The 22,992-nt window shown below is 63.4% G+C and carries 21 protein-coding genes; 7 read left to right on the top strand and 14 right to left on the bottom strand.

Annotation, left to right across the window (positions count from 1 at the left end):
* Nucleotides 1–2: 2 nt before the first annotated feature.
* The 5 genes from ACS7SF_RS18230 to ACS7SF_RS18250 form a co-directional block, all read right to left on the bottom strand.
* Nucleotides 3–1,271: an ABC transporter permease gene (locus ACS7SF_RS18230; protein ID WP_439892800.1), complete on the bottom strand. Its 1,269-nt coding sequence runs from the start codon at nucleotides 1,269–1,271 to the stop codon at nucleotides 3–5.
* A gap of 103 nt (nucleotides 1,272–1,374) precedes the next feature.
* A complete protein-coding gene (locus ACS7SF_RS18235; RefSeq protein ID WP_439891040.1) occupies nucleotides 1,375–2,415 on the bottom strand; it encodes an ABC transporter substrate-binding protein in 1,041 nt (346 codons plus the stop codon).
* 70 nt (nucleotides 2,416–2,485) lie between these two features.
* Nucleotides 2,486–3,574 carry an ABC transporter ATP-binding protein gene (locus ACS7SF_RS18240; RefSeq protein ID WP_439891041.1) on the bottom strand — a complete coding sequence of 363 codons (1,089 nt, stop codon included), beginning with the start codon at nucleotides 3,572–3,574 and terminating at the stop codon, nucleotides 2,486–2,488.
* A 444-nt stretch (nucleotides 3,575–4,018) separates the two neighbouring features.
* Nucleotides 4,019–5,452 carry a sensor histidine kinase gene (locus tag ACS7SF_RS18245; RefSeq protein ID WP_439891042.1) on the bottom strand — a complete coding sequence of 478 codons (1,434 nt, stop codon included), beginning with the start codon at nucleotides 5,450–5,452 and terminating at the stop codon, nucleotides 4,019–4,021.
* Nucleotides 5,449–6,117 carry a response regulator gene (locus ACS7SF_RS18250; RefSeq protein WP_439891043.1) on the bottom strand — a complete coding sequence of 223 codons (669 nt, stop codon included), beginning with the start codon at nucleotides 6,115–6,117 and terminating at the stop codon, nucleotides 5,449–5,451. Before ACS7SF_RS18250 ends, ACS7SF_RS18245 begins: the two co-directional genes overlap by 4 nt.
* A gap of 216 nt (nucleotides 6,118–6,333) precedes the next feature.
* On the opposite strand from ACS7SF_RS18250, the gene ACS7SF_RS18255 reads away from it, so the two are divergent.
* Nucleotides 6,334–7,401, top strand: coding sequence for a porin (locus ACS7SF_RS18255; RefSeq protein ID WP_439891044.1), 1,068 nt, complete (start codon nucleotides 6,334–6,336; stop codon nucleotides 7,399–7,401).
* A gap of 90 nt (nucleotides 7,402–7,491) precedes the next feature.
* On the opposite strand, the gene ACS7SF_RS18260 is transcribed toward ACS7SF_RS18255, so the two are convergent.
* The 9 genes from ACS7SF_RS18260 to ACS7SF_RS18300 all read right to left on the bottom strand — a co-directional run bounded on the left by ACS7SF_RS18260 (nucleotide 7,492) and on the right by ACS7SF_RS18300 (nucleotide 15,612).
* Nucleotides 7,492–8,592 (bottom strand): J domain-containing protein, encoded by a 1,101-nt coding sequence (locus ACS7SF_RS18260; protein ID WP_439891045.1) that lies wholly within the window; start codon nucleotides 8,590–8,592, stop codon nucleotides 7,492–7,494.
* 66 nt (nucleotides 8,593–8,658) lie between these two features.
* Nucleotides 8,659–9,453, bottom strand: a complete 795-nt coding sequence (locus ACS7SF_RS18265; protein WP_439891046.1) for an ABC transporter ATP-binding protein — start codon at nucleotides 9,451–9,453, stop codon at nucleotides 8,659–8,661.
* A gap of 1 nt (nucleotide 9,454) precedes the next feature.
* Nucleotides 9,455–10,363: an ABC transporter permease gene (locus ACS7SF_RS18270; protein WP_439891047.1), complete on the bottom strand. Its 909-nt coding sequence runs from the start codon at nucleotides 10,361–10,363 to the stop codon at nucleotides 9,455–9,457.
* Between the two features lie 175 nt (nucleotides 10,364–10,538).
* Nucleotides 10,539–11,519 (bottom strand): ABC transporter substrate-binding protein, encoded by a 981-nt coding sequence (locus ACS7SF_RS18275; RefSeq protein WP_439891048.1) that lies wholly within the window; start codon nucleotides 11,517–11,519, stop codon nucleotides 10,539–10,541.
* Nucleotides 11,520–11,799: 280 nt separating this feature from the next.
* Complete coding sequence (locus ACS7SF_RS18280) at nucleotides 11,800–12,597, bottom strand: peptidylprolyl isomerase (protein WP_439891049.1); 798 nt, start codon at nucleotides 12,595–12,597, stop codon at nucleotides 11,800–11,802.
* Nucleotides 12,598–12,638: 41 nt separating this feature from the next.
* Complete coding sequence (locus ACS7SF_RS18285) at nucleotides 12,639–12,911, bottom strand: BolA family protein (RefSeq protein WP_439891050.1); 273 nt, start codon at nucleotides 12,909–12,911, stop codon at nucleotides 12,639–12,641.
* Nucleotides 12,911–13,483, bottom strand: a complete 573-nt coding sequence (locus tag ACS7SF_RS18290; protein ID WP_439891051.1) for a septation protein A — start codon at nucleotides 13,481–13,483, stop codon at nucleotides 12,911–12,913. The genes ACS7SF_RS18285 and ACS7SF_RS18290 overlap by 1 nt, the downstream gene beginning before the upstream one ends.
* Nucleotides 13,484–13,515: 32 nt before the next feature.
* A complete protein-coding gene (gene msrB / locus ACS7SF_RS18295) occupies nucleotides 13,516–13,902 on the bottom strand; it encodes a peptide-methionine (R)-S-oxide reductase MsrB (protein WP_426398539.1) in 387 nt (128 codons plus the stop codon).
* A gap of 126 nt (nucleotides 13,903–14,028) precedes the next feature.
* Entirely contained in the window at nucleotides 14,029–15,612 is a 1,584-nt protein-coding gene (locus ACS7SF_RS18300) for a protein adenylyltransferase SelO (protein WP_439891052.1), read from the bottom strand.
* Between the two features lie 341 nt (nucleotides 15,613–15,953).
* Between ACS7SF_RS18300 and ACS7SF_RS18305 the strand changes: the two genes are divergently transcribed.
* From ACS7SF_RS18305 to ACS7SF_RS18330, 6 genes are all read left to right on the top strand, one after another.
* Complete coding sequence (locus ACS7SF_RS18305) at nucleotides 15,954–17,582, top strand: 3-(methylthio)propionyl-CoA ligase (protein WP_439891053.1); 1,629 nt, start codon at nucleotides 15,954–15,956, stop codon at nucleotides 17,580–17,582.
* 234 nt (nucleotides 17,583–17,816) lie between these two features.
* The gene (locus tag ACS7SF_RS18310) at nucleotides 17,817–19,073 is read left to right on the top strand and encodes a branched-chain amino acid ABC transporter substrate-binding protein (RefSeq protein WP_439891054.1); all 1,257 of its coding nucleotides are present in this window, start codon (nucleotides 17,817–17,819) and stop codon (nucleotides 19,071–19,073) included.
* A 120-nt stretch (nucleotides 19,074–19,193) separates the two neighbouring features.
* Nucleotides 19,194–20,141 carry a branched-chain amino acid ABC transporter permease gene (locus ACS7SF_RS18315; RefSeq protein ID WP_439892801.1) on the top strand — a complete coding sequence of 316 codons (948 nt, stop codon included), beginning with the start codon at nucleotides 19,194–19,196 and terminating at the stop codon, nucleotides 20,139–20,141.
* Complete coding sequence (locus ACS7SF_RS18320; protein WP_439891055.1) at nucleotides 20,142–21,470, top strand: branched-chain amino acid ABC transporter permease; 1,329 nt, start codon at nucleotides 20,142–20,144, stop codon at nucleotides 21,468–21,470.
* Entirely contained in the window at nucleotides 21,467–22,255 is a 789-nt protein-coding gene (locus tag ACS7SF_RS18325; protein WP_439891056.1) for an ABC transporter ATP-binding protein, read from the top strand. The genes ACS7SF_RS18320 and ACS7SF_RS18325 overlap by 4 nt, the downstream gene beginning before the upstream one ends.
* Nucleotides 22,255–22,974 carry an ABC transporter ATP-binding protein gene (locus ACS7SF_RS18330; protein ID WP_439891057.1) on the top strand — a complete coding sequence of 240 codons (720 nt, stop codon included), beginning with the start codon at nucleotides 22,255–22,257 and terminating at the stop codon, nucleotides 22,972–22,974. Before ACS7SF_RS18325 ends, ACS7SF_RS18330 begins: the two co-directional genes overlap by 1 nt.
* The last annotated feature ends 18 nt before the right edge of the window (nucleotides 22,975–22,992 follow it).

Here is a 22,992-nt window from a genome sequence, read left to right on the forward strand (position 1 = left end):
GTTCAACCGACGCGAACCTTGGGGCGCGTGAAGCGGCCGTACACCGCGTACAGCACGAGCGTCGCGAGCAGCAGCAGTGCGCCCAGCGCGCAAGCCATGCCCCAGTTGATGGTGACGTTGGTGAAGTACGCCACGTAGTAGCTGACCATCTGATCGTTCGGGCCGCCCAGCAGCGCGGGCGTGATGTAGTAGCCAAGTGCCAGGATGAACACCAGCAGCGCACCGGCGCCGATGCCCGGATAGGTCTGCGGCACGTACACGCGCCAGAATGCGGCATACGGATGGCTGCCCAGCGAGACGGCTGCCCGCTGGTACGTGGGCGGGATCGACTTCATCACGCTGTACAGCGGCAGGATCATGAACGGCAGCAGGATGTGCGTCATCGAGATGTACACGCCCACACGGTTGAACAGCAGCGCCAGCGGCTCCTTGATGATCCCCAGGTCCATCAGCCCGTGGTTGATCAGGCCTTCGGTTTGCAGCAACACGATCCATGCGGCCACGCGCACGAGGATGGAGGTCCAGAACGGGATCAGCACCATCACCATGACGAGGTTGGCGCGGCGCTCCGGCAGCGAGGCGATCCAGTACGACAGCGGATAGCCGAGCAACAGCGCGAACAGCGTCACCATCGCGCTGATGACGAAGGTGCGGACGAACACGGTCACGTAGATCTGCTCGTCGGGGTCGGTGGGCTGGATGTGGCCGAAGGCGTCTTGCTTGTGGTCCAACGCCGCCAGCAGGTAGAACGGCGACGTGCGGCTGCCATTCTTGGCGATGGCCTGCCAGTAGGTGGCATCGCCCCAGCGCTCGTCGACTTCGAGGAGCTTGGCGCGGGTCTGCTCGGGCGTGAGCGTCAGCGCCTTGCCTTGGTCATCGGCCAACGGCATCGCGCGGGCGGTCTTGGCGACCAGCGAGCGGAAGCCGGGGATTTCGGTATTCAGGCGGCGGGCCAGGGCGCCCATCGCTTCGCCTTCGCTCACGGTGGTGAGGTCGGCGACCAAGGCAACGTAGGCGGCATCGGCGGGTGGGGCTTTGCGGTCCCAGTTCTTGAGCGCGGCGACTGTCTTGGGCAGCGCGTCGGCCACCTCGGGGTTCTGCACGGCGCGCGTGAGCAAGGCGCCGATCGGCACCACGAAGATCAGCAGCAGGAAGATGGCGAGCGGCGCCACCAGCGCCAGCGCCATGGCACGCCTGCGCGCCTCAGCGCTCTTCAGTTCGCGTTTGAGTTTGGCCGTCGATTCCGGAACCGATTCAGCCGCGATGGTCATGGTGTTCAAGCTGCCCTCGCCAAATGCTGCGGAGATTCATCCGGCGGATGCCATGCCGAGTCGACAGGGCATCCGCGCGGTACTGCGTTACATCGCTACGGTGTTACTTCGATGCCCACGAGGCGAAGCGCTGTTCCAGCTCGTCACCATGGTCGGTCCAGAACTGCAGGTTCTGCAGCACGGCGTTCTTGGCGTTCTCGGGCGAGTTGGGCATGTTGGCTTGCGTCTTGGTATCGAGCGCCTTGATGGCCGCCACGTTGGCCGGGCCATACGCGATGTGCTTGGCGTATTCCTGCTGCGGCTTCTGCGACAGCGTGTAGGCGATGTACTGCTCGGCCAGCGCCTTGTTGGGCGTGCCCTTGGGGATGGCCCAGTAGTCCAGGTCGTAGATGCTGCCGTTCCAGACCACCTTCAGGTTCTTGCCTTCGCGCTGTGCGGCATCGATGCGGCCGTTGAACGCGGTGGACATCACCACGTCACCCGCCACCAGGAACTGCGGCGGCTGTGCACCGGCTTCCCACCACTGGATGTTCGGCTTGAGCTGATCGAGCTTCTTGAACGCGCGGGCCTGGCCGTCCTTGGTGGCCAGCACCTTGTAGACGTCCTTGACCGGCACGCCGTCGGCCATCAGCGCGAATTCCAGGTTGCCGCGCGCACCCTTGCGCATGCCTCGCTTGCCCGGGAATTTCTTCACGTCCCAGAAATCGGCCCAGCCGGTGGGGGCGGTCTTGAGCTTGTCGGCGTTGTACGCCATCGCGGTCGACCACACGAAGAAGCCCACGCCGCAGGCGCTCGGCGACTCGGGGATCAGGTCGCTCTTCTTGGCGATCTTGCTCCAGTCGAGCTTCTCGAAGAGGCCCTCATCGCAGCCGCGGCCGATGTCGCCGGATTCGACTTCCACCACGTCCCAGTTGACGTGCTTGGCTTCCACCATGGCCTTGATCTTGGCCTGCTCGCCGTTGTACTCGACCACGGTGACCTTGTTGTTGGTCTGCGCCTCGAACGGCTTGTTGAAGGCGGCCTTCTGCGCATCGCCATTGGCGCCGCCGAAGTTGACGACGGTGATTTCCGCTGCATGCGCGCCGAATGCAATGGCGAACGCACCTGCAAGCAGGCTCAGACGCATTTTCGTGCTGTGTTTCATGTTGGCTCCTCTTTTGGCTTTAGCGTGTGGTTACGGCTTTGTGGTCGTGTTACGGTCAGGCAAAAACGGCTCAGACAAAAATGCGCAGATGTTCGGGTGCGAACTCCAACTGGATCGGAGCGCCCGGCGCAAAGCCTTCGAGCGCGCGCGTGCCCAGCGGCACCTTGACGAAACATTCAGGTTGATCGGGTAGAGCGCAGCGCATACGCACGTGGTCGCCAAAGTAGACGAGGCCGCGTGTCTGGCCTGCGATGGCGTTGCCGGTGGCTGGCGCACCATCAAGCAGGCGCATGCGCTCGGGGCGGATGCAGCCGGTGGCGGTAGCACCCACGCTGGCACCAGCGATGTTGCGGCCCAGGATGCGGGCGCCGTCATTGAGTTGCAGTTCGCAGTAGTCGCCGTCGATGCGGGTGACGGTGCCGCGCAGCGTGTTGCTGTCGCCGATGAAGTTGGCGACGAACTCGTTGCACGGGCGCTCATACAGGCTGTCCACCGTGTCGAGCTGCTGCACGATGCCCTTGTCGAACACGGCCACGCGGTCGGACATGGTGAGTGCCTCGCCCTGGTCGTGCGTCACGTAGACGAAGGTCACGCCGAGCTTTTCGTGCAGGGACTTCAGCTCGTACTGCATGTGTTCACGCAGTTGCTTGTCGAGCGCGCCGAGCGGTTCGTCCATCAGCACGAGCTTGGGTTCGAACACCAGCGCGCGGGCCAGGGCAATGCGCTGCTGCTGGCCGCCCGAGAGCTGCGCGGGGTAGCGCTTGGCAAAGCCTTCCATGCGCACCATCTGCAGGGCCTTGTGGACACGATCGGCGCGCTCGCTGGCGGGAATCTTGCGCACGGTCAGCGGGTATTCCACGTTCTGCGCCACCGTCAGGTGCGGGAACAGCGCGTAGTTCTGGAACACCATGCCGATGTTGCGCTTGTGCGGCGGCACGTTGTTGAGCAGTGTGCCTTCCAGGCGGATCTCGCCGCCGGTCGGGAATTCAAACCCGGCCAGCATCATCAGGCACGTTGTCTTGCCCGAGCCGGAGGGGCCGAGCAGGGTCAGGAACTCGCCCTGGTAGATGTCGAGATCCAGGTGTTTGACTACGAGGGTCTCGCCGTCATACGTCTTGCGTACACCGCGAAAGCTGACGATCACGTCGTCGGTCTTCATTTGCTGCCTCCTGCTGTCCCTAGGCCCCTTCGGGTCGGTCAACGTATCGTGTTGTGACGATTTGTGAATGGACTATAGCGGCTCATTGTTCTGCCAAGTGGACCCAATCCCGGTTATTTGATGGAGCCATTTCAGGCGACGCCGCAGGCACAGCCAATGGGCGTGCGGGCCCACGGCACCACAATAGGGAAAACCCCGGATGCCTTGCCCGAGCAAGCTCGGCGGCCGATTGGGTAACGACTGGGGTGTGCTCTGAGTGTAGGTCGCCGTCAGCACACATGTGGCGGGCATCAGCGTGTGTGGATGGAACCAATTTGGGCGGCGCAGCCGCGAACGCGACGGCGCCTGGAAATGGTGCGCTGCGTCGTCACGCAAACGGTGCACGGTGTGTCGCGCATTGCTGCATCGCCGAAAAAAAAGATGTGGCCTTGCGGCAACCGGCGATCAGGCTACGGGTTCTTCCGCCAGCGCGAGTGCGAGGTAGACGCTCACGGTGAGCCCGCCGCCGGGCGTTTCCGACAGGGCCACCGTGCCGCCATGCATGCGCGCGATCTCGCGCACGATGGCCAGGCCCAGGCCACTGCCGTCGTGGCCTTCCGATGCGGCGCCACGATAGAACCGGCCGAACACCACATCGCGCTCAGGCACGGCAATGCCGGGGCCGTCGTCTTCCACTTGCAGCACGGCCTGCTCGCCCAGCATTGCCATCGATTGGCGTTTGACGCGCAGCGTGACGCGTGCACCCTTGCCGGCGTAGCGGATGGCGTTGTCGAGCAGGTTGCCGACCAGTTCCTGCAGCCACTGGGGCTCACCGGCTACGGTCACGGGTTCGTCGCCTTCAAAGCCGAGATCGACGCCGGATTTGCGCGCCACCGGTGCCAGTTCGAGCGCCACATCACCGGCCAGCGTGTCGAGGCGAAGCGGTTGGAGGTGCGGGGCGTAACCGCTGTCGGTCTCCAGGCGCGAGAGCGACAGCAACTGCTGCACGCCCCGCGCGGCCTGTCTCACGGTGCCATGCAGTGGTTCCAGATGGCGGCGGATGCGGTCTCCATCAGGCTCGCGCAAGGCGAGTTCAGATTGCGCCTGGATCACGGCCAGCGGCGTCTTCAACTGATGTGCGGCATCGGCAAAAAAGCGCTTGCGGGCCTGCAGCAGCCTCAGGAGGCGTGCAACGTATTGGTTGATGGCTTCGACCAGCGGCGCGACTTCCGCCGGCAAGCCATGCTGCGGCAGCGGGGCAAGTTCATCGGTGCTGCGGTTGGCCACGGTTTCGCTCAACTGACGCAGTGGCCGAAGCCCGCGTCGCACACCCAGCCAGACGATGCCCACCGCCAGCACCACCAGCAGCACTTCCTGCTGCAGCGAGCCGGCGAGAATTTCGTGCGCCAGGGCTTCGCGCGGCTCCAAGGTTTCGCCCACCAGCAGCCATACCATTTGGATTTGCGCGGACTGTGGCGCTTGTTGCGAATCCTGCACCGGCACGGGCTGGGCGGCCATGCGGACCTGCATGCCACGGAACGCCGTGTCATAGAACACGGTGCGATACGGCGGGGGCTGACGGCCGCTCGGCATCGGCAGGCCGTCGTAGCCGGTGAGCGTGGCGCCGTTGGTATCGACGAGCCGGTAGAAGATGCTGCTGCCCGTTTCCGATTCGAGAATTTCCAGCGCGAGGTAGGGCAGGTCGATAGCGAAATGCTCATCACGCAGGCGCACACCGTCGCGCATGGCTTTGAGCGATGCTTCGAGCGTGCGGTCGAACGCCGCGTTGGCCGCAGTCATGGCGCGCGCGTAGGTCAGCCAGGCATCGAGCGCGAGCAGCGCCAACAGCGGCAGCACCAACCACAGTGAGAGCTGCCGGCGCAGGCTGGCCGCCCTCATGGGGTGGCTTCCAGCAGATAGCCCAGCCCGCGCAGCATCACGATCGCCACGCCGCTGCCGTCGAGCTTCTTGCGCAGACGGTGCACGTAGATCTCGATGGCATCTGCGTTGACGGATTCGTTGATGCTGAAGATCTTTTCCGAGATGGCCGCTTTGTTGACGGCGCGGCCGTCGCGCAGCATCAGCACTTCCAGCACGGCACGCTCGCGGCCGGTGAGGGCGAGCAATTCGCCGTTGAGTGTGAAGGCGCCGCTGATGCCGTCGTAGTGCAGCGGGCCGCATTGCAGTTGGGTGCTCTCGTGGCCGTGGCTGCGACGGATGAGTGCGCGGGCGCGCGCTTCCACCTCGGTCAGGTCGAACGGTTTCGCAAGGTAATCGTCAGCTCCGAGGTTCAGGCCGCGCACGCGTTCTTCCACGGCGCCGTGGGCGGTCAGGATCATCACCGGCAGCGAATTCTTGCGGGCGCGCAGGCGGCGCAGCACTTCCAGCCCATCCAGGCGCGGCAGGCCGATGTCGAGAATCGCCAGCGCGTAATCCTGCGTGGTGAGCAGCAGATCGGCCGCGTGGCCATCGTGCACGCAATCGACCGTGAAGCCGGCCAGGCTCAGGGCTTCTTCCAGCGTGCTGGCCAGCTTCAGGTTGTCTTCCACCAACAGGATGCGCATATCGGATTTTTCTCAACAAGCCGCAGAGAAATACAGACATCCCCCAGCGTTTTGAAGCTAGGGAAACTCCCGAGCCCCTTGGGTACACCCTACTAATTTCCCGGCAATCGAAAGTGAACTGAAAGTGCGTCCCTCATACGATCCGTCCCGCCCAAAAGCCCGCCACGGCGGCCTTTGCGGCAAAAGCGAGGAAGGACAACGAATAAGGGAGACCTGATGAAAATGACTTCGATGGCGCTGGCGGCCGTTGCGTTCGCCACCGCCGGCACTGCAGCCGCGCAATCGTCCAACGTGACCCTGTATGGGATCGTCGACTCGGGCATCGAGTACGTGAACCACGCCGGCCCGAACGGCGGCAGCGCCACCCGTCTGGTGTCGGGCGGCAAGAACACCTCGCGCTGGGGCATGCGCGGCACGGAAGACCTGGGCGGGGGCCTGAAGGCGGTCTTCAACCTGGAAAGCGGCATCGCCATCGACACCGGCAAGCTCGACACCGACAACACGCTGTTCGACCGCCGCGCTGTGGTGGGTCTGGCAGGTGGCTTCGGTCAGGTGGTGGCGGGTCGCACCTTCACGACCACGTACGATTTCATGCTGCCGTACGACCCGATGGGCTACGCACCGAACTACTCGTGGGCTACGTCGTCCACGGCAACGGGCGACCGCAAGGACGGCCTGTTCTCGCGTTCGTCCAACGCCGTGCGCTATGACGGCACGTTCGGCGGCCTGAAGCTGGGTGCGACGGTGGGCTTTGGCGAGGTGGCGGGCAACTTCAAGAGTTCGTCCAAGTACGACCTGGGTGTCGGCTACAGCGTGGGCGGCTTCTCGGCCGCAGCCACGTGGGACCGCCAGAACGGCGCAGGCACGAGCACCACGCCGGCGGACACGACCGACTACATCCAAGGCATCCACGCTGGTGCCAGCTACGACTTCGGCGCCCTGAAGCTGTTCGCGGGCTACCGCAACTACAAGCGCGCATTCACCACGACCGCCGCCACGCAGCGCAGCGACATGTACTGGGCAGGCGCCAGCTACGACTTCACGCCGGCATTCACGCTGTACGGCGCGGTGTACAAGCAGAACATCAAGGGCGTGAACAACTCGGCCGACCCGATCCTGTTCTCGCTGCGTGGCCAGTACGCACTGTCCAAGCGCACCACGGCCTATCTGTCGGTGGCCTACGCCAAGGCGCAGAACGGCCAGAACGTGAGCCTGTCGCGTGATGTGGTCGGCTACGGCAACAGCCAGATGGGCGTGACGGCGGGTCTGCAGCACCGCTTCTGATCGACCGGCCAACCAGTCGATCGCTGTAATGAAAACGGGCACCTTCGGGTGCCCGTTTTGTTTGGCTGGAGCGCCCCGCTCAAAGCGGCATCAGTCACCGGCCGAGCGAGATTTCAGCATGCGTCGCAACGGCTTGATGTCGCTAAAGGCGGCAAGGTCCTGCTCGAGATCGCGAATGCTGTGCTGGAGCCTGTCGATATTGGCGGCAAGGTCCTGTAACGCCGTCTCCGGAGATAGCGCCCCAAACCGCTGATACCTGTACGTGTGCCGAAACCCCATCTCGGCACGATGGATCTGCCGATCCAGTTCGCGCACCTGGTCTTTCAGAATCTCGTTGTAGTGCGTCAGCCGCGCTTCGCTGATGTGGTTGATGGAGCGCTGGTCGATGTGATCCAACTCAAGCTGCAACTCCAGCAGTTGCAGCAGATTGTTCTTGTCATACGCCTCGTTGACACGCTGCATGAGCTTTGTCTTCCGGTCGCGTTCCTGCGGGTCGGTCTCCCGGTCAGGGTGCAAGGCGCTGGCGAGCTTGCGATAGACCTCGCGGATCGACAGGGTGATCTGCGCCTGCTCCTCTTCTTCACGTGCTTCTGCCGCAAGTTGTTTGGGGGATTTCTGCCGGGCGGCGCGGCGGGCTTCGCGCTTGCTTGCAATCGCGGCTTTCTTCGCGGCCTGTTGCGCGATGTGCGCTCGGGCGCGTTGCAGCAGGTCTTCGTGCGAGTGCCCATCCGCGTCATCGCCCAGATCGACACCGAGCACCGCTTCCAGTCGCGATTTCAACTCGGCAGCTTGTGCTGCGATTTCACGGTCGAAATTCGATCCGCTGTACTTGTTGTAGATGGGCTTGAGGCTGGCGTCTTCGTCGATTAGGTCGCCAGCCAAATCGACGATGAGGGCGGACACCTTGCGGCGTTCGGGCTTGCTGAGGCCCTCGTGCTCGTAGGCTCGGTCCAGGCTGTGGATCATGCGGATTTGCAATTCCGTATGGGTGCGCTTCAGCGGTACGAACTCGCCGGCATAGCGCGCCTGGAATTGCGTCGTGGCGGCTTCCCAGTCCGCCAGCCGTTTGCGCCGATTCTCGATCTGCTTGATCAGCGCGTTGAATGACCGCTGTCCTTTTGACAGCGTGGGCGCGTCCTCCGTGTTCTGGTCGGGCGCGATGCTGATGACGGGGCGGCGTGCCTTGCTCATGGGCTGGAAATGTCGCGGGCTCCGCTAAGGGAGCCCGCCGATGTGATGTTGATGTGCTGCGATGGATCAGCCGAGCAGCAGCGCGTCGTCGTCCACCTTGGCGCCGCGCGTTTCCTCGAACTTCTGCAGCAGGTGCGGCACGTCCAGGCCTTTGCGCTCCTCGCCCTGCACATCGAGGATCACGTTGCCCTGGTGCAGCATCACCGTGCGGTCGCCGTAGTCGAGCGCCTGCCGCATGGAGTGCGTGACCATCATCGTCGTCAGCTTGCTCTCCGAGACGATCTTGGCGGTCAGCTCCAGCACGAAGGCAGCCGTTTTCGGGTCCAGCGCGGCGGTGTGCTCATCCAGCAGCAGAATGCGCGACGGTTGCAGCGAGGCCATCAGCAGGCTCACGGCCTGACGCTGGCCACCCGAGAGTAGGCCGATGCGATCCGTCAGGCGGTTTTCCAGACCGAGGTCCAACCGACGCAGTTGCTCGCGGAAGATCTCGCGCCACTTGCGGTTGGTCGCGAACGCAAAGCCACGACGCTGGCCGCGGCACATGGCCAGCGACATGTTCTCTTCGATGGTCAGGTTCTCGCAGGTACCGGCCATCGGGTCCTGGAACACGCGGGCGACCTTGTCGGCGCGTTGCCATGCGGTCTTGCGGGTGACGTCCTCACCGTTGATGGTGATGCTGCCCGAATCGACCAGCTGGTCGCCGCTGATGGAGTTCAGGAACGTCGACTTGCCGGCGCCGTTCGAGCCGATCACGGCCACGAACTGGCCCGTGGGGATCTCCAGCGACAGGCCGCGCAGCGCGCGCGTCTCGATGGGCGTGCCCGGATTGAAGGTGAGGGTGAGTCCTTGTGCGCTCAGCATGTCAGTTCCCCTTGGTACCGTTCTTCGCCAGCTTGCCGAACACCTTGCGGCGCACACCGGGAAGCACGAGGGCGATTACCACCAGCGCGGCGGTCACCATGTTCAGATCCTGCGCCTGCAGGCCGATGAAATCGCTGTTGAGCGCCAGGGCGATGAAGAAGCGATACAGGATCGCGCCAATCACCACAGCCAGCGTGGTCAGCACCAGGCGGCGTGCCGGCAGCACGGTCTCGCCGATGATGACGGCGGCCAGGCCGATCACGATGGTGCCGATACCCATCGACACGTCCGCGCCGCCTTGCGTTTGCGCGTAGAGCGCACCGGCAAGGGCCACCAGCGCGTTGGACAGCGCCATACCGGCCAGCGTAGCGGCACCGGTGGCAACGCCCTGGGCGCGTGCCATGCGCGGGTTGGCACCCGTAGCACGCAGTGACAGGCCGATCTGCGTTGAGAAGAACCAGTCCACCAACAGCTTGACCACGACCACCACCACGGCCAGCAGCACCGGGCGGAAGACGTAGTCAGGCATCCACTCCGGCTGGAGCATCGAGAACACGGTCGGCTCGGAGATGAGCGGCACGTTCGGCTTGCCCATGATGCGCAGGTTGACCGAGTACAGCGCGATCATCATCAGGATACTGGCGAGCAGATCCATGATCTTCAGGCGCACGTTGAGCCAGCCGGTGACGAAGCCCGCAAAGGCACCGGCCAGCGTGCCACACAGCGTCGACACGAACGGATCGTGTCCGCCCGCGATGAGCGTGGCCGCCACGGCGCCGCCCATGGGGAAGCTGCCGTCGACAGTGAGGTCAGGGAAGTTGAGGATGCGGAAGGAGATCAGCACCCCGAGCGCCACGAGACTGAAGATCAGACCGATCTCCAGGGCGCCGAGTAATGAAAACAGTGACATGACAGAGATGAGCTCGGTGGTTGGGCACCGGCCTATGTGCAATGAACGGGGACGCTTGTGGGTAGGAGCGTAAGCGCCCGGCCACTATGCGGCGGATAGCCACGTTGGGGCTCGGGCAGCCAGACCCGCGCCGGGCCGGCTCCGTTGAGCGGAAGCCGACCTGGCGCCTTGCGAGTTACTTGATGACTTCCTTGGCGTCCTTCAGCAGGTCTGCCGACAGGGTCACGCCTTGCTTCTTGGCGGCGCCTTCGTTCACGAACAGTTCCAGGTCGGTGCTGCCGGCCGAGGCGATCGCGCCCGGCTTCTCACCCTTCAGGATGCGGGCGACAACCTTGCCGGTCTGCTGGCCCAGCTTGTAGTAGTTGATGCCCAGCGCGGCGATGGCACCACGCTTCACGCTGTCGGTGTCGCCGGCCACCAGCGGGATCTTCGCTTCGTTGGCCACCTTCACCAGCGACTCATACGCCGACACCACGTTGTTGTCGGTGTTCGTGTAGATGACGTCGACCTTGCCGATCAGGTTCTTGGCGGCCGGGGCGATGTCCACAGTGCGCGGCGCCGCCGACGTCACCAGCGTCATGCCGGCAGCGGGCAGCAGCTTCTTCAGCTCTTCCACGACCACGGCCGAGTTGGCTTCACCCGGGTTGTAGACCATGCCGACGCGCTTGGCATTCGGCACTACGCGCTTGATCAGGGCGATTTGCTTGTCCAGCGGCAACTTGTCCGACACGCCGGTCACGTTGGTGCTGTTCGGCTGCCAGCTCTTGACCAGTTGCGCGGCAACCGGGTCCGTCACGCCCGAATACACCACCGGGATCGACTTGGTAGCCGCCACAACAGCCTGCGCCGACGGCGTGGCGATCGCGACGATGGCATCCGGCTTGTCACCGATGAACTTACGGGCGATCTGCGCGGCCGTGGCGGTGCTGCCTTGCGCGCTCTGGTATTCCCACTTCAGGTTCTTGCCGGCATCGAAGCCTTCTGCCTTGAGCTGCTCCTTGGCGCCGTCGCGGATGGCGTCGAGCGCCGGGTGCTCAACGATGGCCAGCACTTCGACCGACTTGGTGGCCTGCGCCAGTGCCGGCGTGGCTTGCAGAAGGGCCATCGGGATGGCAGCAAGCGCAGCAATGCGGAAGGCGTTCTTGAAGCGGGACATAAGGATCTCCTGTTTCCTTTTGGGTGGTTTCGCTCTGGCGATGGGCGGGATATGCCCGTGCTGGCGTGGTTGGTTTTCAGCTGTTCTTGAGTGCACCGAAGCAGTGCAATTTCGGCGCACGTGGGCGCACATTATGGGACAAATTACAATGCTTTTCAGCAAACGCTTCAAAAGAACATGGGGGCCCGGGGGATTTCTAGTCGTGCATCACGCGGCCGGTCCATCAAATCAAAAAGGGGCACGTGGCCCCTTTTTTTTGACTGCCCCAACGGGCCGGTGCTTACTGGATCTTCGCCTTTTCGCGCAGGTCCTTCAGCATGGCCTGGAACTTGGCACGCTGCCAGTTCTGGTCGCCCATCATCATGTCGAGCAGTTGCGGCTTGACGTCTTCGAACGACGGGATCTTCGCGTCGCGGGTGTCGTCCAGGCGGATCACGTGCCAGCCGAATTGCGTCTTGACCGGCGTCTGGGTGATCTGACCCTTCTTCAGGCCGGTCAGCGCGGCCGAGAATTCCGGCACGTAGGTGCCCGGGTTGGCCCAGTCCAGATCGCCGCCATTGGCGCCCGATCCCTTGTCCTTCGATTGTGCCTTGGCAATGTCTTCAAACTTGGCGCCACCCTTGAGCTTGGCGATGATGGCCTTCGCGTCGGCTTCCTTGTCCACCAGGATGTGGTGAGCGTGGTATTCCTTGCCGTTGCCGAACTGCGCCTTGATCTTGTCGTACTGCTTGTGCAGTTCTTCGTCGGTGGTGGGGCTGTTCTTGACGTAGTCCTCGAACTCAGCGGCCACCAGCACGTTCAGGCGGGACTGGGCGAGCTGCTCCTGCACGTCGTCGCGCTCCAGCAGGCCGCGCTTGAGAGCGTCCTGCTCGATCAGTTCGCGGTCGATCAGCATGTCGCGCGCTTTGCTGCGCAGTTCCGGCGATTCGGGTTGGCCCGACTTCTTGATCAGCGCGTCCACCTTGGCGCTCGGGATGGCCTTGCCGTTGACGACGGCGGCGTTCTGGGCCAGGGCCGGTGCAGCGATCGCAGCAAGGGCAACAGCCAGCAGGCTGGCAGTGAGGCTGGAAATCTTCATGGGATTGCGTTCGAGGGAAGGACGAGTGAGCGTAGAAGCGCTTACGTGTTTTCTTCAGGAGTGACAGCGCGGATCGCCAGGGCATGGATTGCCGCCGGCCACAGCGTGCGCAGCGCATCATACACCATGCGATGTCGCGCCACCCGGCTCTTGCCGGTAAAGGCCGCGCTGACAATATCGACGTTGTAATGACCGCCGCCCGATGCCGCGCCCGCGTGGCCGGCGTGCTTGGCGCTGTCGTCTTCTACGGTGAGGTGGTCAGGCTGGAAGGCCTCGCGCAGCAGGCGTTCGATTTCGCGCGGATCTGCAGCCATCAGCGGTCGTCTCCGATCTTGGCGTCGTTGGCCGCATTGGCGGGGCGCTCCTGCATGTGGCGCGCCAGCCAGATGCTCTGGATGATGATGAACACCACCATCAGGCCCATCGAGCCGAACAGCTTGAAGTTGACCCAGACGTCCGTGTCGAAGTTGTACGCCACGTACAGGTTCAGGCAGCCCATGGCGAGGAAGAAGACCGCCCACACCGCGTTCAGGCGGCCCCACATCGCCTCCGGCAAGGAGACTTGCTGCTCCATCATGGCGCGGATGAGGTTCTTGCGGACGAACACCACGCTGCCCAGCAGCACCACGCCGAACAGCCAGTACAGCACCGTCGGCTTCCACTTGATGAATGTGTCGTTATGGAAGATGAGCGTGGCGCCACCAAACACGCCAATGATGAGCAGCGACAGCCACTGCATGGCGTTGACCTTGCGGTGCTTGAACCACACCCAGGCGATCTGCAGCACGGTGGCGGCCATCGCGACGGTGGTCGCCACATAAATACCGGCCACCTTGAAGGCAGCAAAGAACAGGATGACCGGGAACAGATCGAACAGGAATTTCATGCGGGTGTGCTTCTGTGGGCTTGTGCGAACAATCAATCGCCGAATTTTAGCGCAGCCGAGTTGATGCAATACCGCAGGCCGGTCGGCGCAGGGCCGTCTTCGAACACGTGGCCCAGGTGCGCGCCGCAGTTCTTGCACTGCACTTCGATGCGCAGCATGCCGTGCGAGCGGTCGGTTTTCTCGGCGATCACCTCGCCGTTGATGGGCTGGAAATAGCTCGGCCAGCCGCAGCCGGCGTCAAACTTGGTCGACGATTCGAACAGCGGCGTGCCGCAGCACACGCAGTTGTAGACGCCGCGGTCCCAGTGGTCCCAGTACTTGCCGGTGAAGGGGCGTTCGGTGGCGGCTTCGCGGGTGACGCGGTATTCGATATCGGTCAGTTGGTCGCGCCATTCGGCGTCGGTCTTGTGGACGGTCATGGTGGTGAGACTCCTGGTTGGTATTGCCGGCGGCCTGTTGGCGGTTTTGGGGCGGCCGGTGTGTGTTTGTCGTGCTGGGGCGTCGATCCTGACAGGCGCGCATTAGAGCACGGCCTCAATCGATCATTACGACGAGCAGCTCACTTCCAGTGACGACGCCCAGTCGGGTGCCGGCTGGGCGTAGTGCTCGAAGCCGGGGTGATCGTCGAACGGGCGCGCCAGCACGGCACGCAAGTTTTCGACCTCGGAGAAATCCTTTTCCTTGGCGCGGCGGATGGCGATTTCGGCCAGGTGGTTGCGCAGCACGTACTTTGGGTTGACGCGGCGCATGGCGGCGGCGCGTTCGTCGTCGGATTGCGGTTCGGCTTGCAGACGTTGCCGATAGGCGGCGAGCCACACGTCAGCGGCGGCGCGGTCGAAGAAGAAGTCGCGCACGGTGCGGGCCTCGGCTGCGGCGGGGGTGTCGTCGCGGCGCACGTCGGCGAGGTGGCGGAAGAAGAGCGTGTAGTCGGTGCGCTGGTTGTGCAACAGCTTGAACAGGTCGCCGAAGAGCGCTTCGTCTTCGTCCTGCGCGGTCGTCAGGCCGAGCTTGGCGCAATAGCGTGCATAGAAAGCTGCGCCGTAGACGTCGCGGTAGGTCAGCAGGACGTTTTGCGCGGCGTCGATGGCGGGTTGGGCTTGCGCTTCGTCGTTCAACGCGACGAAATTGTCAGGGTCTTCGCCGAATAACGGCAGCAGCGCCTGCGCGAGGCAGAACAGGTTCCAGTAGCCGATCTGCGGCTGCTGGGCGTAGGCGTAGCGGCCGCTGGTGTCGGAGTGGTTGCAGATGTGGTTGGCGTTGAAGCCGTCCAGGAAGCCGAACGGGCCGTAGTCGAGCGTGAGGCCGAGGATCGACATGTTGTCGGTGTTCATCACGCCGTGGCAGAAGCCGACGGCTTGCCAGTCGGCCATCAGTTCAGCCGTGCGGCGGGCGACTTCGCGCAGCAGGGCGAGGTAGGGCTGCGGCTCGCTACGGCAGGCGGGATAGAAACGGTCGATGACGTAATCGGCGAGTGCGCGTAGTTCGGGCAGCTTCTCGCCGGCGGCAAAGTGCTCGAAGTGGCCGAAGCGCACGAACGAGGGCGCCAGGCGCGTGACGACAGCGGCAGTTTCGATCTCTTCACGGCGCACGGGCGCATCGCTGCCGGTGACGCACAGTGCGCGCGTGGTGGGGATGCCCAAGCCGGCCATGGCTTCCGAGCACAGGAACTCGCGGATGGACGAACGCAGCACGGCACGCCCATCGGCCATGCGGGAATAGGGCGTGCGGCCGGCGCCTTTGAGCTGGACTTCGCAGGGACCGTTTTTGGTTTGCAGTTCGGCGAGCAGTAGCGCGCGGCCATCGCCCAACTGGCCAGCCCACACACCGAACTGGTGACCCGAATACACCGTGGCGAGCGGATCGCTCCATGCGGCGATGGCGTTGCCGGTAAAGACGTTCAATCCGGCTGCGGACTCCAACTCAGCCTGTGTGAGGCCCAACGGCGCAGCGGCGTCGGGCGAAAAACCCACAAGGTAGGGCGCACCGCCCGTTGGCATGGGTTGCGGCGGCAACCGTGTCAGAAAACGCTCGCCCAGCGCGGCGAACCCTGGGGCTGCGGCAGGGCGGCCGGGCCAATCGAAGGCGCTCACAAGGGAATCGTCAGGCAAGTTGGCGGAGGAGGTGGGCATGAGGGGGCGACCGGGCTAGCACGAGAAGCGGCGCAAAAACAGTGCCGTTTCGTCAAATGTTATACGTGGCGGGGTGCGCAGAAGGGCACTCACCGTAGGGAAAACGCCATGTTGAGACGCAGCAACGCTATCGCGTATTGTACTTGCGAGTAAAAAAAGCTGCAGCCCGCGAACCCTTGCACCACAACGGTTCAGCGGGTTTTTCAGGTGGCTGGGTATACACGGGGGCTGCGATTGTTTGTCATGCGGCAGCGCACAACAATATCCCGTTGACGCGTTAGACGATCACGGGAACAATCGGCCAAAAAATAGAACGGTTGTTCAGTTTTTTAGGAGACACCATGGCTCTGATGGGACAAATGATGAGCACGCCGTTGCTCATCTCGACCATCATCGAACATGCCGCGCGTAATTCCGGTTCGACTGAAGTTGTGTCGCGCCGCGTGGAAGGCGATATCCATCGCACCACGTACCGGCAAGTGCGAGACCGTTCCAAGCAACTGGCCAACGCGTTGGCCGCACTGGGCGTGCAGCCTGGCGAGCGTGTCGGCACGCTGGCCTGGAATGGCTACCGCCACCTGGAGATCTACTACGGCGTCTCTGGCTCGGGTTCGGTGTGCCACACCATCAACCCGCGACTGTTTCCCGACCAGATTGCCTACATCGTCAACCACGCCGACGACCAATACGTCTTCTTCGACCTGACCTTCGTGCCACTGGTGGAAGGCATCGCGCCGCACTGCCCGAACGTGAAGGGCTGGGTGGCGATGACCGATCGCGCGCACATGCCCACCTCCAGCGTGCCGATGCTCTGCTACGAGGAGCTGCTGGACGCGCAGAGCGTCGAATACACCTGGCCGCAGTTCGACGAGAACACCGCGTCCAGCCTCTGCTACACGTCGGGCACGACCGGCAACCCGAAAGGCGCGCTGTATTCGCATCGCTCCACGGTGCTGCATTCGTATGCCTCTGCCATGCCGGATGCGCTGGGGTGTTCTGCCCAGGACGTGATCCTGCCGGTGGTGCCGATGTTCCACGTGAACGCCTGGGGCTTGCCGTATTCAGTGCCGCTGGTGGGCGCCAAGCTGGTCTTTCCGGGGCCGAAGCTGGATGGGGCGTCGCTCTACGAACTCTTTGAGCAAGAGAAAGTGAGCTTCTCGGCGGGCGTGCCGACCGTGTGGCTCGGCCTGCTGCAGCACGTGCAGGCTAATAACCTGAAGTTTTCGACATTCCGCAAGACGGTGATCGGCGGGTCGGCTGCTCCGCCGGCCATGATCCGGACGCTCAAAGCGCTGGACGTCGAGACCATCCACGCCTGGGGCATGACCGAAATGTCGCCGCTGGGCACGACGTGCAAGCTGATGAGCAAGCATGCCGACTTGCCGGAGGAAACCAAGCAGCACGTGCTGGAACGCCAGGGGCGCGCCATCTACGGCGTGGAAATGAAGATCGTCGATGCCGAAGGCCAAGAGTTGCCGTGGGATGGCAAGGCGTTCGGCGACCTCTACGTGCGCGGGCCGTGGACGATCCAGAGCTACTACCGCAACGACATCTCGCCGCTGGTGGACGGCTGGTTCCCAACCGGTGACGTGGCCAACATCGACCCCGACGGCTACATGCAGATCACCGACCGCAGCAAGGATGTGATCAAGTCCGGCGGCGAATGGATCTCGTCTATTGATGTGGAGAACGTGGCCGCCGCGCACCCGGCCGTGCATATGGCCGCATGCATCTCGTGCCGTCACCCAAAGTGGGATGAACGCCCGCTGCTGGTGGTGATGAAGAAGCCCGGCATGGAACTCACGCGCGAGGAGATGCAGAAGTTTTTCGAAGGCAAGATCGCCAAGTGGTGGATTCCGGATGACGTGGTATTCGTGACCGAGATTCCGCTGACGGCGACGGGGAAGATGCAGAAGCTGAAGTTGCGCGAGCAGTTCAAGGACTACCAGTTCCCAACCGCGCAGGCTTAACGACAAAAATAAGGACAAAACAGAAACCGCCGCGCGTGCACTGACCAAAGCCAGGCATGAGGACGGCGGACGTAAGACAACCGGATCAGGGACGGCTGCCGTACATCCATGACGATGGTGCGGCGGAATGAAGCCCGGACGCGTTGCAACCTGGAGACGCCAGCAGCCGACATGCCCGCTCGTGGCATGCGGAAGAGTGACTCGTCGGCGCTCCACCACATGAAGGAGACACGCATGACGAAGTTCCGTCCGTTGGTTGTGGCTGTTGCATGTGTCGCGGCAATCGGTGGGGCGGTGGCGCCCGCCGCAGCGTCCGCCGCCGAAACCGTCAAGATTGCCTGGATCGATCCGCTGTCTGGCCTGATGGGCGCGCTGGGCCAGAACCAGTTGCGCAGCTGGCAGTACATCGCCGATCTCGCCACGCAGAAGAACTGGGCCGGCGATGGCACCAAGTTCGAGGTGGTGGGTTTTGACAACAAGCTCTCGCCGCAAGAAAGCCTGACCGTGCTCAAGCAGGTGGCTGACCAGGGCATCCACTACATCGTGCAGGGCAACGGCTCGAGCGTGGGCATGGCACTCGAAGACGCGGTAGCCAAGTACAACGAGCGCAACCCGGGCAAGGAAATCGTCTACCTGAACTACGCGGCGGTCGACCCGGACATGACCAACAGCAAGTGCAACTACTGGCACTTCCGTTTGGACGCGAACTCCGACATGAAGATGGAAGCCTTGACGAGCTTCCTGGCGAAGGACCCGAAGGTCAAGAAGGTCTACCTGATCAACCAGAACTACTCGTTCGGGCACCAAGTGGCGCGCGCGGCCAAGGAATATCTGAAGCGCAAGCGCCCTGACATCGAGATCGTGGGTGAAGACCTGCACCCGCTGGCGCAGGTGAAGGACTTCTCGCCGTATGTCTCGAAGATCAAATTGTCTGGCGCCGATACCGTCATCACCGGCAACTGGGGCAGTGACCTCGCGCTGCTGATCAAGGCCGGCAAGGACGCGGGCCTGAACGCCAACTTCTATACCTACTACGCCGCCACCACCGGGGTGCCGACAGCCATGGGCGCAGCCGGTGCAGACCATGTGAAGTTCGTCGCCTACTGGAACGTCAACAACGACGGCTACAAGGGCGCCGATATCGTCGAGGGCTACAAGAAGAAGTACAACGACGATTACTACCTGATGGCGTCGTACACGGGCATTGCCATGCTGGCCAAGGCCGTCAAGCAGACCAAGTCGATCGAGCCCGCCAAGGTCGCCAAGGCCTTTGAAGGTATAAAGGTCGACAGCCTGAACGGCAGCTTCGAGATGCGCGCATCCGACCACCAGGGCCAGCAGCCGCTCTACATCGCCACCTGGGAAAAGACCAACGGCAAGACGGTCAAGTACGACCAGGAAAACACCGGCTACGGCTGGAAGACCGACGCGGTGCTCGACCAGTACGTTGCGTCGCAGCCGACTTCCTGCCAGATGAAGCGTCCTCAATAACGCGGCGGACGGTATGCCGAAGGGCCGCCCGATGCTATCGTGCGGCGATGTTTTAAACGAGCGCCATGGGCCGGTGGTGTTTGGCCCATGCCTCGCTCGAATTTGCTGGAAGGCTGTCGCGTGGAATTCCTAGTCATCAATCTCTTGAACGGCATCAGCTACGGGTTGCTGCTGTTCATGCTGTCTTCGGGCCTGACGCTGATCTTCAGCATGATGGGCGTGCTCAACTTTGCGCATGCCAGCTTCTACATGCTGGGCGCGTATTTCGCCTACGTGGTCAGCGGCTATCTGGGCTTCTGGGCCGCGTTGATCGTGGCGCCGCTGCTGGTGGGCGCGCTGGGCGCAGTGGTCGAGCGCTACGGTCTGCGCACCGTGCACCGCTACGGCCACGTCGCCGAACTGCTGTTCACCTTCGGCCTGGCCTATCTCATTGAAGAGGGGGTGAAGCTGGTGTGGGGCCTGCCGGCCGTGCCGTACCGCGTGCCGGATGCGCTGGATGGGCCGCTGTTCACGCTGTTCACGTCGTCGTTCCCGAAGTATCGCGCGTTCATGATGCTGGTGTCGCTGCTGATGCTGGTGGGCATTTTCCTGCTGCTCACGCGCACGCGCATCGGGCTCGTCATCCAGGCAGCGCTCACGCATCCGGACATGGTGGAAGCGCTGGGCCACAACGTGCCACGCGTGTTCATGCTGGTGTTTGGCGGCGGCTGTGCGCTGGCGGGGCTCGCAGGCGTGATCGGCGGCAATGCCTTCGTGACCGAGCCGTCGATGGCGGCGGCGGTGGGCTCCATCGTCTTCGTGGTGGCGGTGGTGGGCGGTATGGGGTCGCTGGTGGGGGCGTTCATCGCGTCGCTGCTCATCGGCTGCATCCAGACCTTTGCCGTCACGCTGGATATTTCGGTGACCAGCGTGCTCGCCAAGATCGGCGTCACGCTCAACCCGGATGTGCCGCTTATCTCCGTCTGGAACCTGACGATTGCGCAAGTTGCACCGGTGCTGCCATATCTGCTGCTGGTGCTGATGCTGATCTTCCGCCCGCGCGGGCTGATGGGTACGCGGGAGAGCTAAATGGAACGCACCATGCAACAAGCGCAACAACACACGCTGCCGGCCAATGATCGTGCGCGCACGATGCGGTTCAGGCCCGTCAACCTCGCGCGCTGGCTGATCTGGAGCACGACCGCACTGGTGATGATCGTGCTGCCGCTCATCTGGTCGCAGGGTTTTGCGATCACGCTGCTCTCGCAGATGGGCATCATGATCATCTTCGCGCTGTCGTACAACATGCTGCTGGGGCAGTCCGGCATGCTGTCTTTCGGGCACGCCGTCTATTCGGGGCTGGGTGCCTTCATGGCGGTGCATGTGCTCAACAAGATCGGCGCCGTGCAAGCGCTAGGCATCGGGGGGCCGCTGGCCGTGGCGCTGCTGCCCATTGCGGGCGGCCTGGGCGGCGCGCTGTTCGGCGTGATCTTCGGCTACGTCACCACCAAGAAATCCGGCACCACGTTTGCCATGATCACGCTCGGTATCGGCGAAATGGTCTTCGCCAGCGCGCTGATGTTCCCGGATTTCTTTGGCGGGGAGGGCGGTGTTTCGACCAACCGCAGCATCGGCGATGCGCTGGCCGGCGTCTCGTTCGGGCCGGCGCGGCAGGTGTATTACCTGATCGCCGCGTGGTGCCTGATCTCGATGGCGCTGATGTACGCCTGGACGCAAACGCCGCTGGGCCGCATCGCCAACGCCGTGCGCGACAACCCCGAGCGCGTGGAATTCATCGGCTACAACACGCAGCGTGTGCGGTATCTGGTGGTGATTCTGTCGGCGTTTTTTGCCGGCATTGCGGGCGCACTGTCATGCATCAACTTTGAGATCGTGACGGCGGAGAACGTATCGGCTGTGCGCTCGGGCTCGGTGCTGTTGGCGGCGTTCATTGGCGGCATGGGTAGCTTTTTCGGGCCGATCATCGGTGCGGTGCTCACGGTGTTCTTTACCGTAGCGCTGTCCGGCATCACCAAGGCGTGGCTACTCTATCTGGGCCTGTTCTTCGTGCTGATGGTCATGTACGCGCCGGGCGGCATCGCGAGTCTGTTGGTGATGCATCTGCCGATCGTGCGGCGGGGCCAGCTCAAAACATTGCTGCCGGCTTACGGCGTAGCGATCGTGCCGGCAATCATCTTGCTGGTGGCGCTGATCTCGACCGTGGAAATGATCTACGCGGTGCAGGATGACAGCTCCGGCGGCGTTGCAACGCTGTTCGGCCTGGCGGTCGCACCGACGACTTTGAAGCCGTGGATCATCACCGCCGTCCTGTGGCTGGTGGGCGCCTTCGGCCTGCGTGCCGCAGCGGGCAAGCTGCGCACAGCTTGGGACAACGCATTGCAGGAGCCGCAACCATGAGCCAACCGACGTTTGGGCCAACCGCAGCGCTTGAGTTGCGCGACGTCCGCAAGCGCTTTGGCGCCACAGAGATCATTCGCGGCGTCAACCTCACCATCGGCAAGGGCGAGCGCCATGCGCTCATCGGCCCGAACGGCGCCGGCAAGTCGACCACGTTCAACTTGATCTCGGGCCGCTTCCCGGCCACCTCGGGCAGCGTGAAGCTGAATGGCGAAGAGATTGGCGGCCTGGCGCCGTACGAGATCAACCGCAAGGGCCTGTCACGCAGCTTCCAGATCACCAACATCTTTCATCGGCTTTCGGTGTTCGAAAACCTGCGCTGCGCGGTGCTCTGGTCGCTTGGCTATAAGTATTCGTTCTGGCACAAGCTGGCCGAGCTGCGCGATGCACGTGAACGCGCGGAAGAGGTGCTCGAGCAGATCGGCATGACGCACCGGCGCGATGCCGCCGCCGGCCTGCTGACTTATGCCGAGCAGCGCGCGCTCGAGATCGGTATCACCATCGCGGGCGGTGCCGATGTGATCCTGCTGGACGAGCCGACGGCTGGCATGAGCCGGTCCGAATCCGACCACGCGGTGGACCTCATCCGCAAGGTCACCGTGGGCAAGACGCTGGTGATGGTGGAGCACGACATGAGCGTCGTCTTCGGCTTGGCGGATCGCATCTCGGTGCTGGTCTATGGCGAGGTCATCGCTACCGACACACCCGAGGCCATCCGCAACAACCGTCGCGTGAAGGAGGCCTACCTGGGCACCACGCTGGACGAACCTGCAGGAGCGCATTGATGGCAACCAATACTCCGATGCTGGAGGTGCGCGGCCTGCACGCGTACTACGGCAAGAGCCACATCCTGCATGGTGTCGACATGCACGTGGGCGAGGGCGAGATCGTCGCGCTGCTTGGGCGCAATGGGGTGGGACGCTCGACGCTCGCCAAATCGATCATGGGCATGGTCAGGCACGAGGGCGAGATTCTGCTGCGCGGCAAGAACGTGAGCGGCTTGCGCACCTTCGAGGTGGCGCACAAGGGCATCGGCTACGTGCCCGAGAACCGCGACATCTTCCCCACGCTGACGGTGCGCCAGAACTTGCTGCTGGGCGAGAAACGCAATCCGAATAGCCCCAAGCCGCGCTGGCAGCTGGAGGACATGTACCAGATGTTCCCGCGCTTGAAGGAGCGTGAGAACACCGCGGCCGGTGTGCTCTCCGGTGGCGAGCAGCAGATGCTGACGCTGTGCCGCACGCTGATGGGCGACCCGGATTTCATCATCATCGATGAGCCGACCGAAGGCCTCGCACCGTTGATCGTCACGCTGGTGGGCGAATACCTGAAGACGCTCAAGGAGCGGGGGATTTCCGTGCTGCTGGTGGAGCAGAAGCTCGCCATCGCGCTGGACATCTCACAGCGGGTGTATGTGATGGGGCATGGGCAGATCGTGTTTGAAGGCACGCCTGCGGAGCTGAAGGCCGACGCGAAGGTTCGGCAGGAGTGGTTGGAAGTGTGATGGTGATCAGAGGGGCGC

The organism is Ralstonia sp. 25C (genome assembly GCF_051904805.1).
Classification (GTDB): domain Bacteria; phylum Pseudomonadota; class Gammaproteobacteria; order Burkholderiales; family Burkholderiaceae; genus Ralstonia.

What these genes read in the sequence shown, in the direction of transcription:
- ACS7SF_RS18230 (WP_439892800.1), bottom strand. Translation starts at nt 1,271, where the DNA reads ATGACCATCGCGGCTGAATCGGTTCCGGAATCGACGGCCAAACTCAAA.
- ACS7SF_RS18235 (WP_439891040.1), bottom strand. Translation starts at nt 2,415, where the DNA reads ATGAAACACAGCACGAAAATGCGTCTGAGCCTGCTTGCAGGTGCGTTC.
- ACS7SF_RS18240 (WP_439891041.1), bottom strand. Translation starts at nt 3,574, where the DNA reads ATGAAGACCGACGACGTGATCGTCAGCTTTCGCGGTGTACGCAAGACG.
- ACS7SF_RS18245 (WP_439891042.1), bottom strand. Translation starts at nt 5,452, where the DNA reads ATGAGGGCGGCCAGCCTGCGCCGGCAGCTCTCACTGTGGTTGGTGCTG.
- ACS7SF_RS18250 (WP_439891043.1), bottom strand. Translation starts at nt 6,117, where the DNA reads ATGCGCATCCTGTTGGTGGAAGACAACCTGAAGCTGGCCAGCACGCTG.
- ACS7SF_RS18255 (WP_439891044.1), top strand. Translation starts at nt 6,334, where the DNA reads ATGAAAATGACTTCGATGGCGCTGGCGGCCGTTGCGTTCGCCACCGCC.
- ACS7SF_RS18260 (WP_439891045.1), bottom strand. Translation starts at nt 8,592, where the DNA reads ATGAGCAAGGCACGCCGCCCCGTCATCAGCATCGCGCCCGACCAGAAC.
- ACS7SF_RS18265 (WP_439891046.1), bottom strand. Translation starts at nt 9,453, where the DNA reads ATGCTGAGCGCACAAGGACTCACCCTCACCTTCAATCCGGGCACGCCC.
- ACS7SF_RS18270 (WP_439891047.1), bottom strand. Translation starts at nt 10,363, where the DNA reads ATGTCACTGTTTTCATTACTCGGCGCCCTGGAGATCGGTCTGATCTTC.
- ACS7SF_RS18275 (WP_439891048.1), bottom strand. Translation starts at nt 11,519, where the DNA reads ATGTCCCGCTTCAAGAACGCCTTCCGCATTGCTGCGCTTGCTGCCATC.
- ACS7SF_RS18280 (WP_439891049.1), bottom strand. Translation starts at nt 12,597, where the DNA reads ATGAAGATTTCCAGCCTCACTGCCAGCCTGCTGGCTGTTGCCCTTGCT.
- ACS7SF_RS18285 (WP_439891050.1), bottom strand. Translation starts at nt 12,911, where the DNA reads ATGGCTGCAGATCCGCGCGAAATCGAACGCCTGCTGCGCGAGGCCTTC.
- ACS7SF_RS18290 (WP_439891051.1), bottom strand. Translation starts at nt 13,483, where the DNA reads ATGAAATTCCTGTTCGATCTGTTCCCGGTCATCCTGTTCTTTGCTGCC.
- msrB (WP_426398539.1), bottom strand. Translation starts at nt 13,902, where the DNA reads ATGACCGTCCACAAGACCGACGCCGAATGGCGCGACCAACTGACCGAT.
- ACS7SF_RS18300 (WP_439891052.1), bottom strand. Translation starts at nt 15,612, where the DNA reads ATGCCCACCTCCTCCGCCAACTTGCCTGACGATTCCCTTGTGAGCGCC.
- ACS7SF_RS18305 (WP_439891053.1), top strand. Translation starts at nt 15,954, where the DNA reads ATGGCTCTGATGGGACAAATGATGAGCACGCCGTTGCTCATCTCGACC.
- ACS7SF_RS18310 (WP_439891054.1), top strand. Translation starts at nt 17,817, where the DNA reads ATGACGAAGTTCCGTCCGTTGGTTGTGGCTGTTGCATGTGTCGCGGCA.
- ACS7SF_RS18320 (WP_439891055.1), top strand. Translation starts at nt 20,142, where the DNA reads ATGGAACGCACCATGCAACAAGCGCAACAACACACGCTGCCGGCCAAT.
- ACS7SF_RS18325 (WP_439891056.1), top strand. Translation starts at nt 21,467, where the DNA reads ATGAGCCAACCGACGTTTGGGCCAACCGCAGCGCTTGAGTTGCGCGAC.
- ACS7SF_RS18330 (WP_439891057.1), top strand. Translation starts at nt 22,255, where the DNA reads ATGGCAACCAATACTCCGATGCTGGAGGTGCGCGGCCTGCACGCGTAC.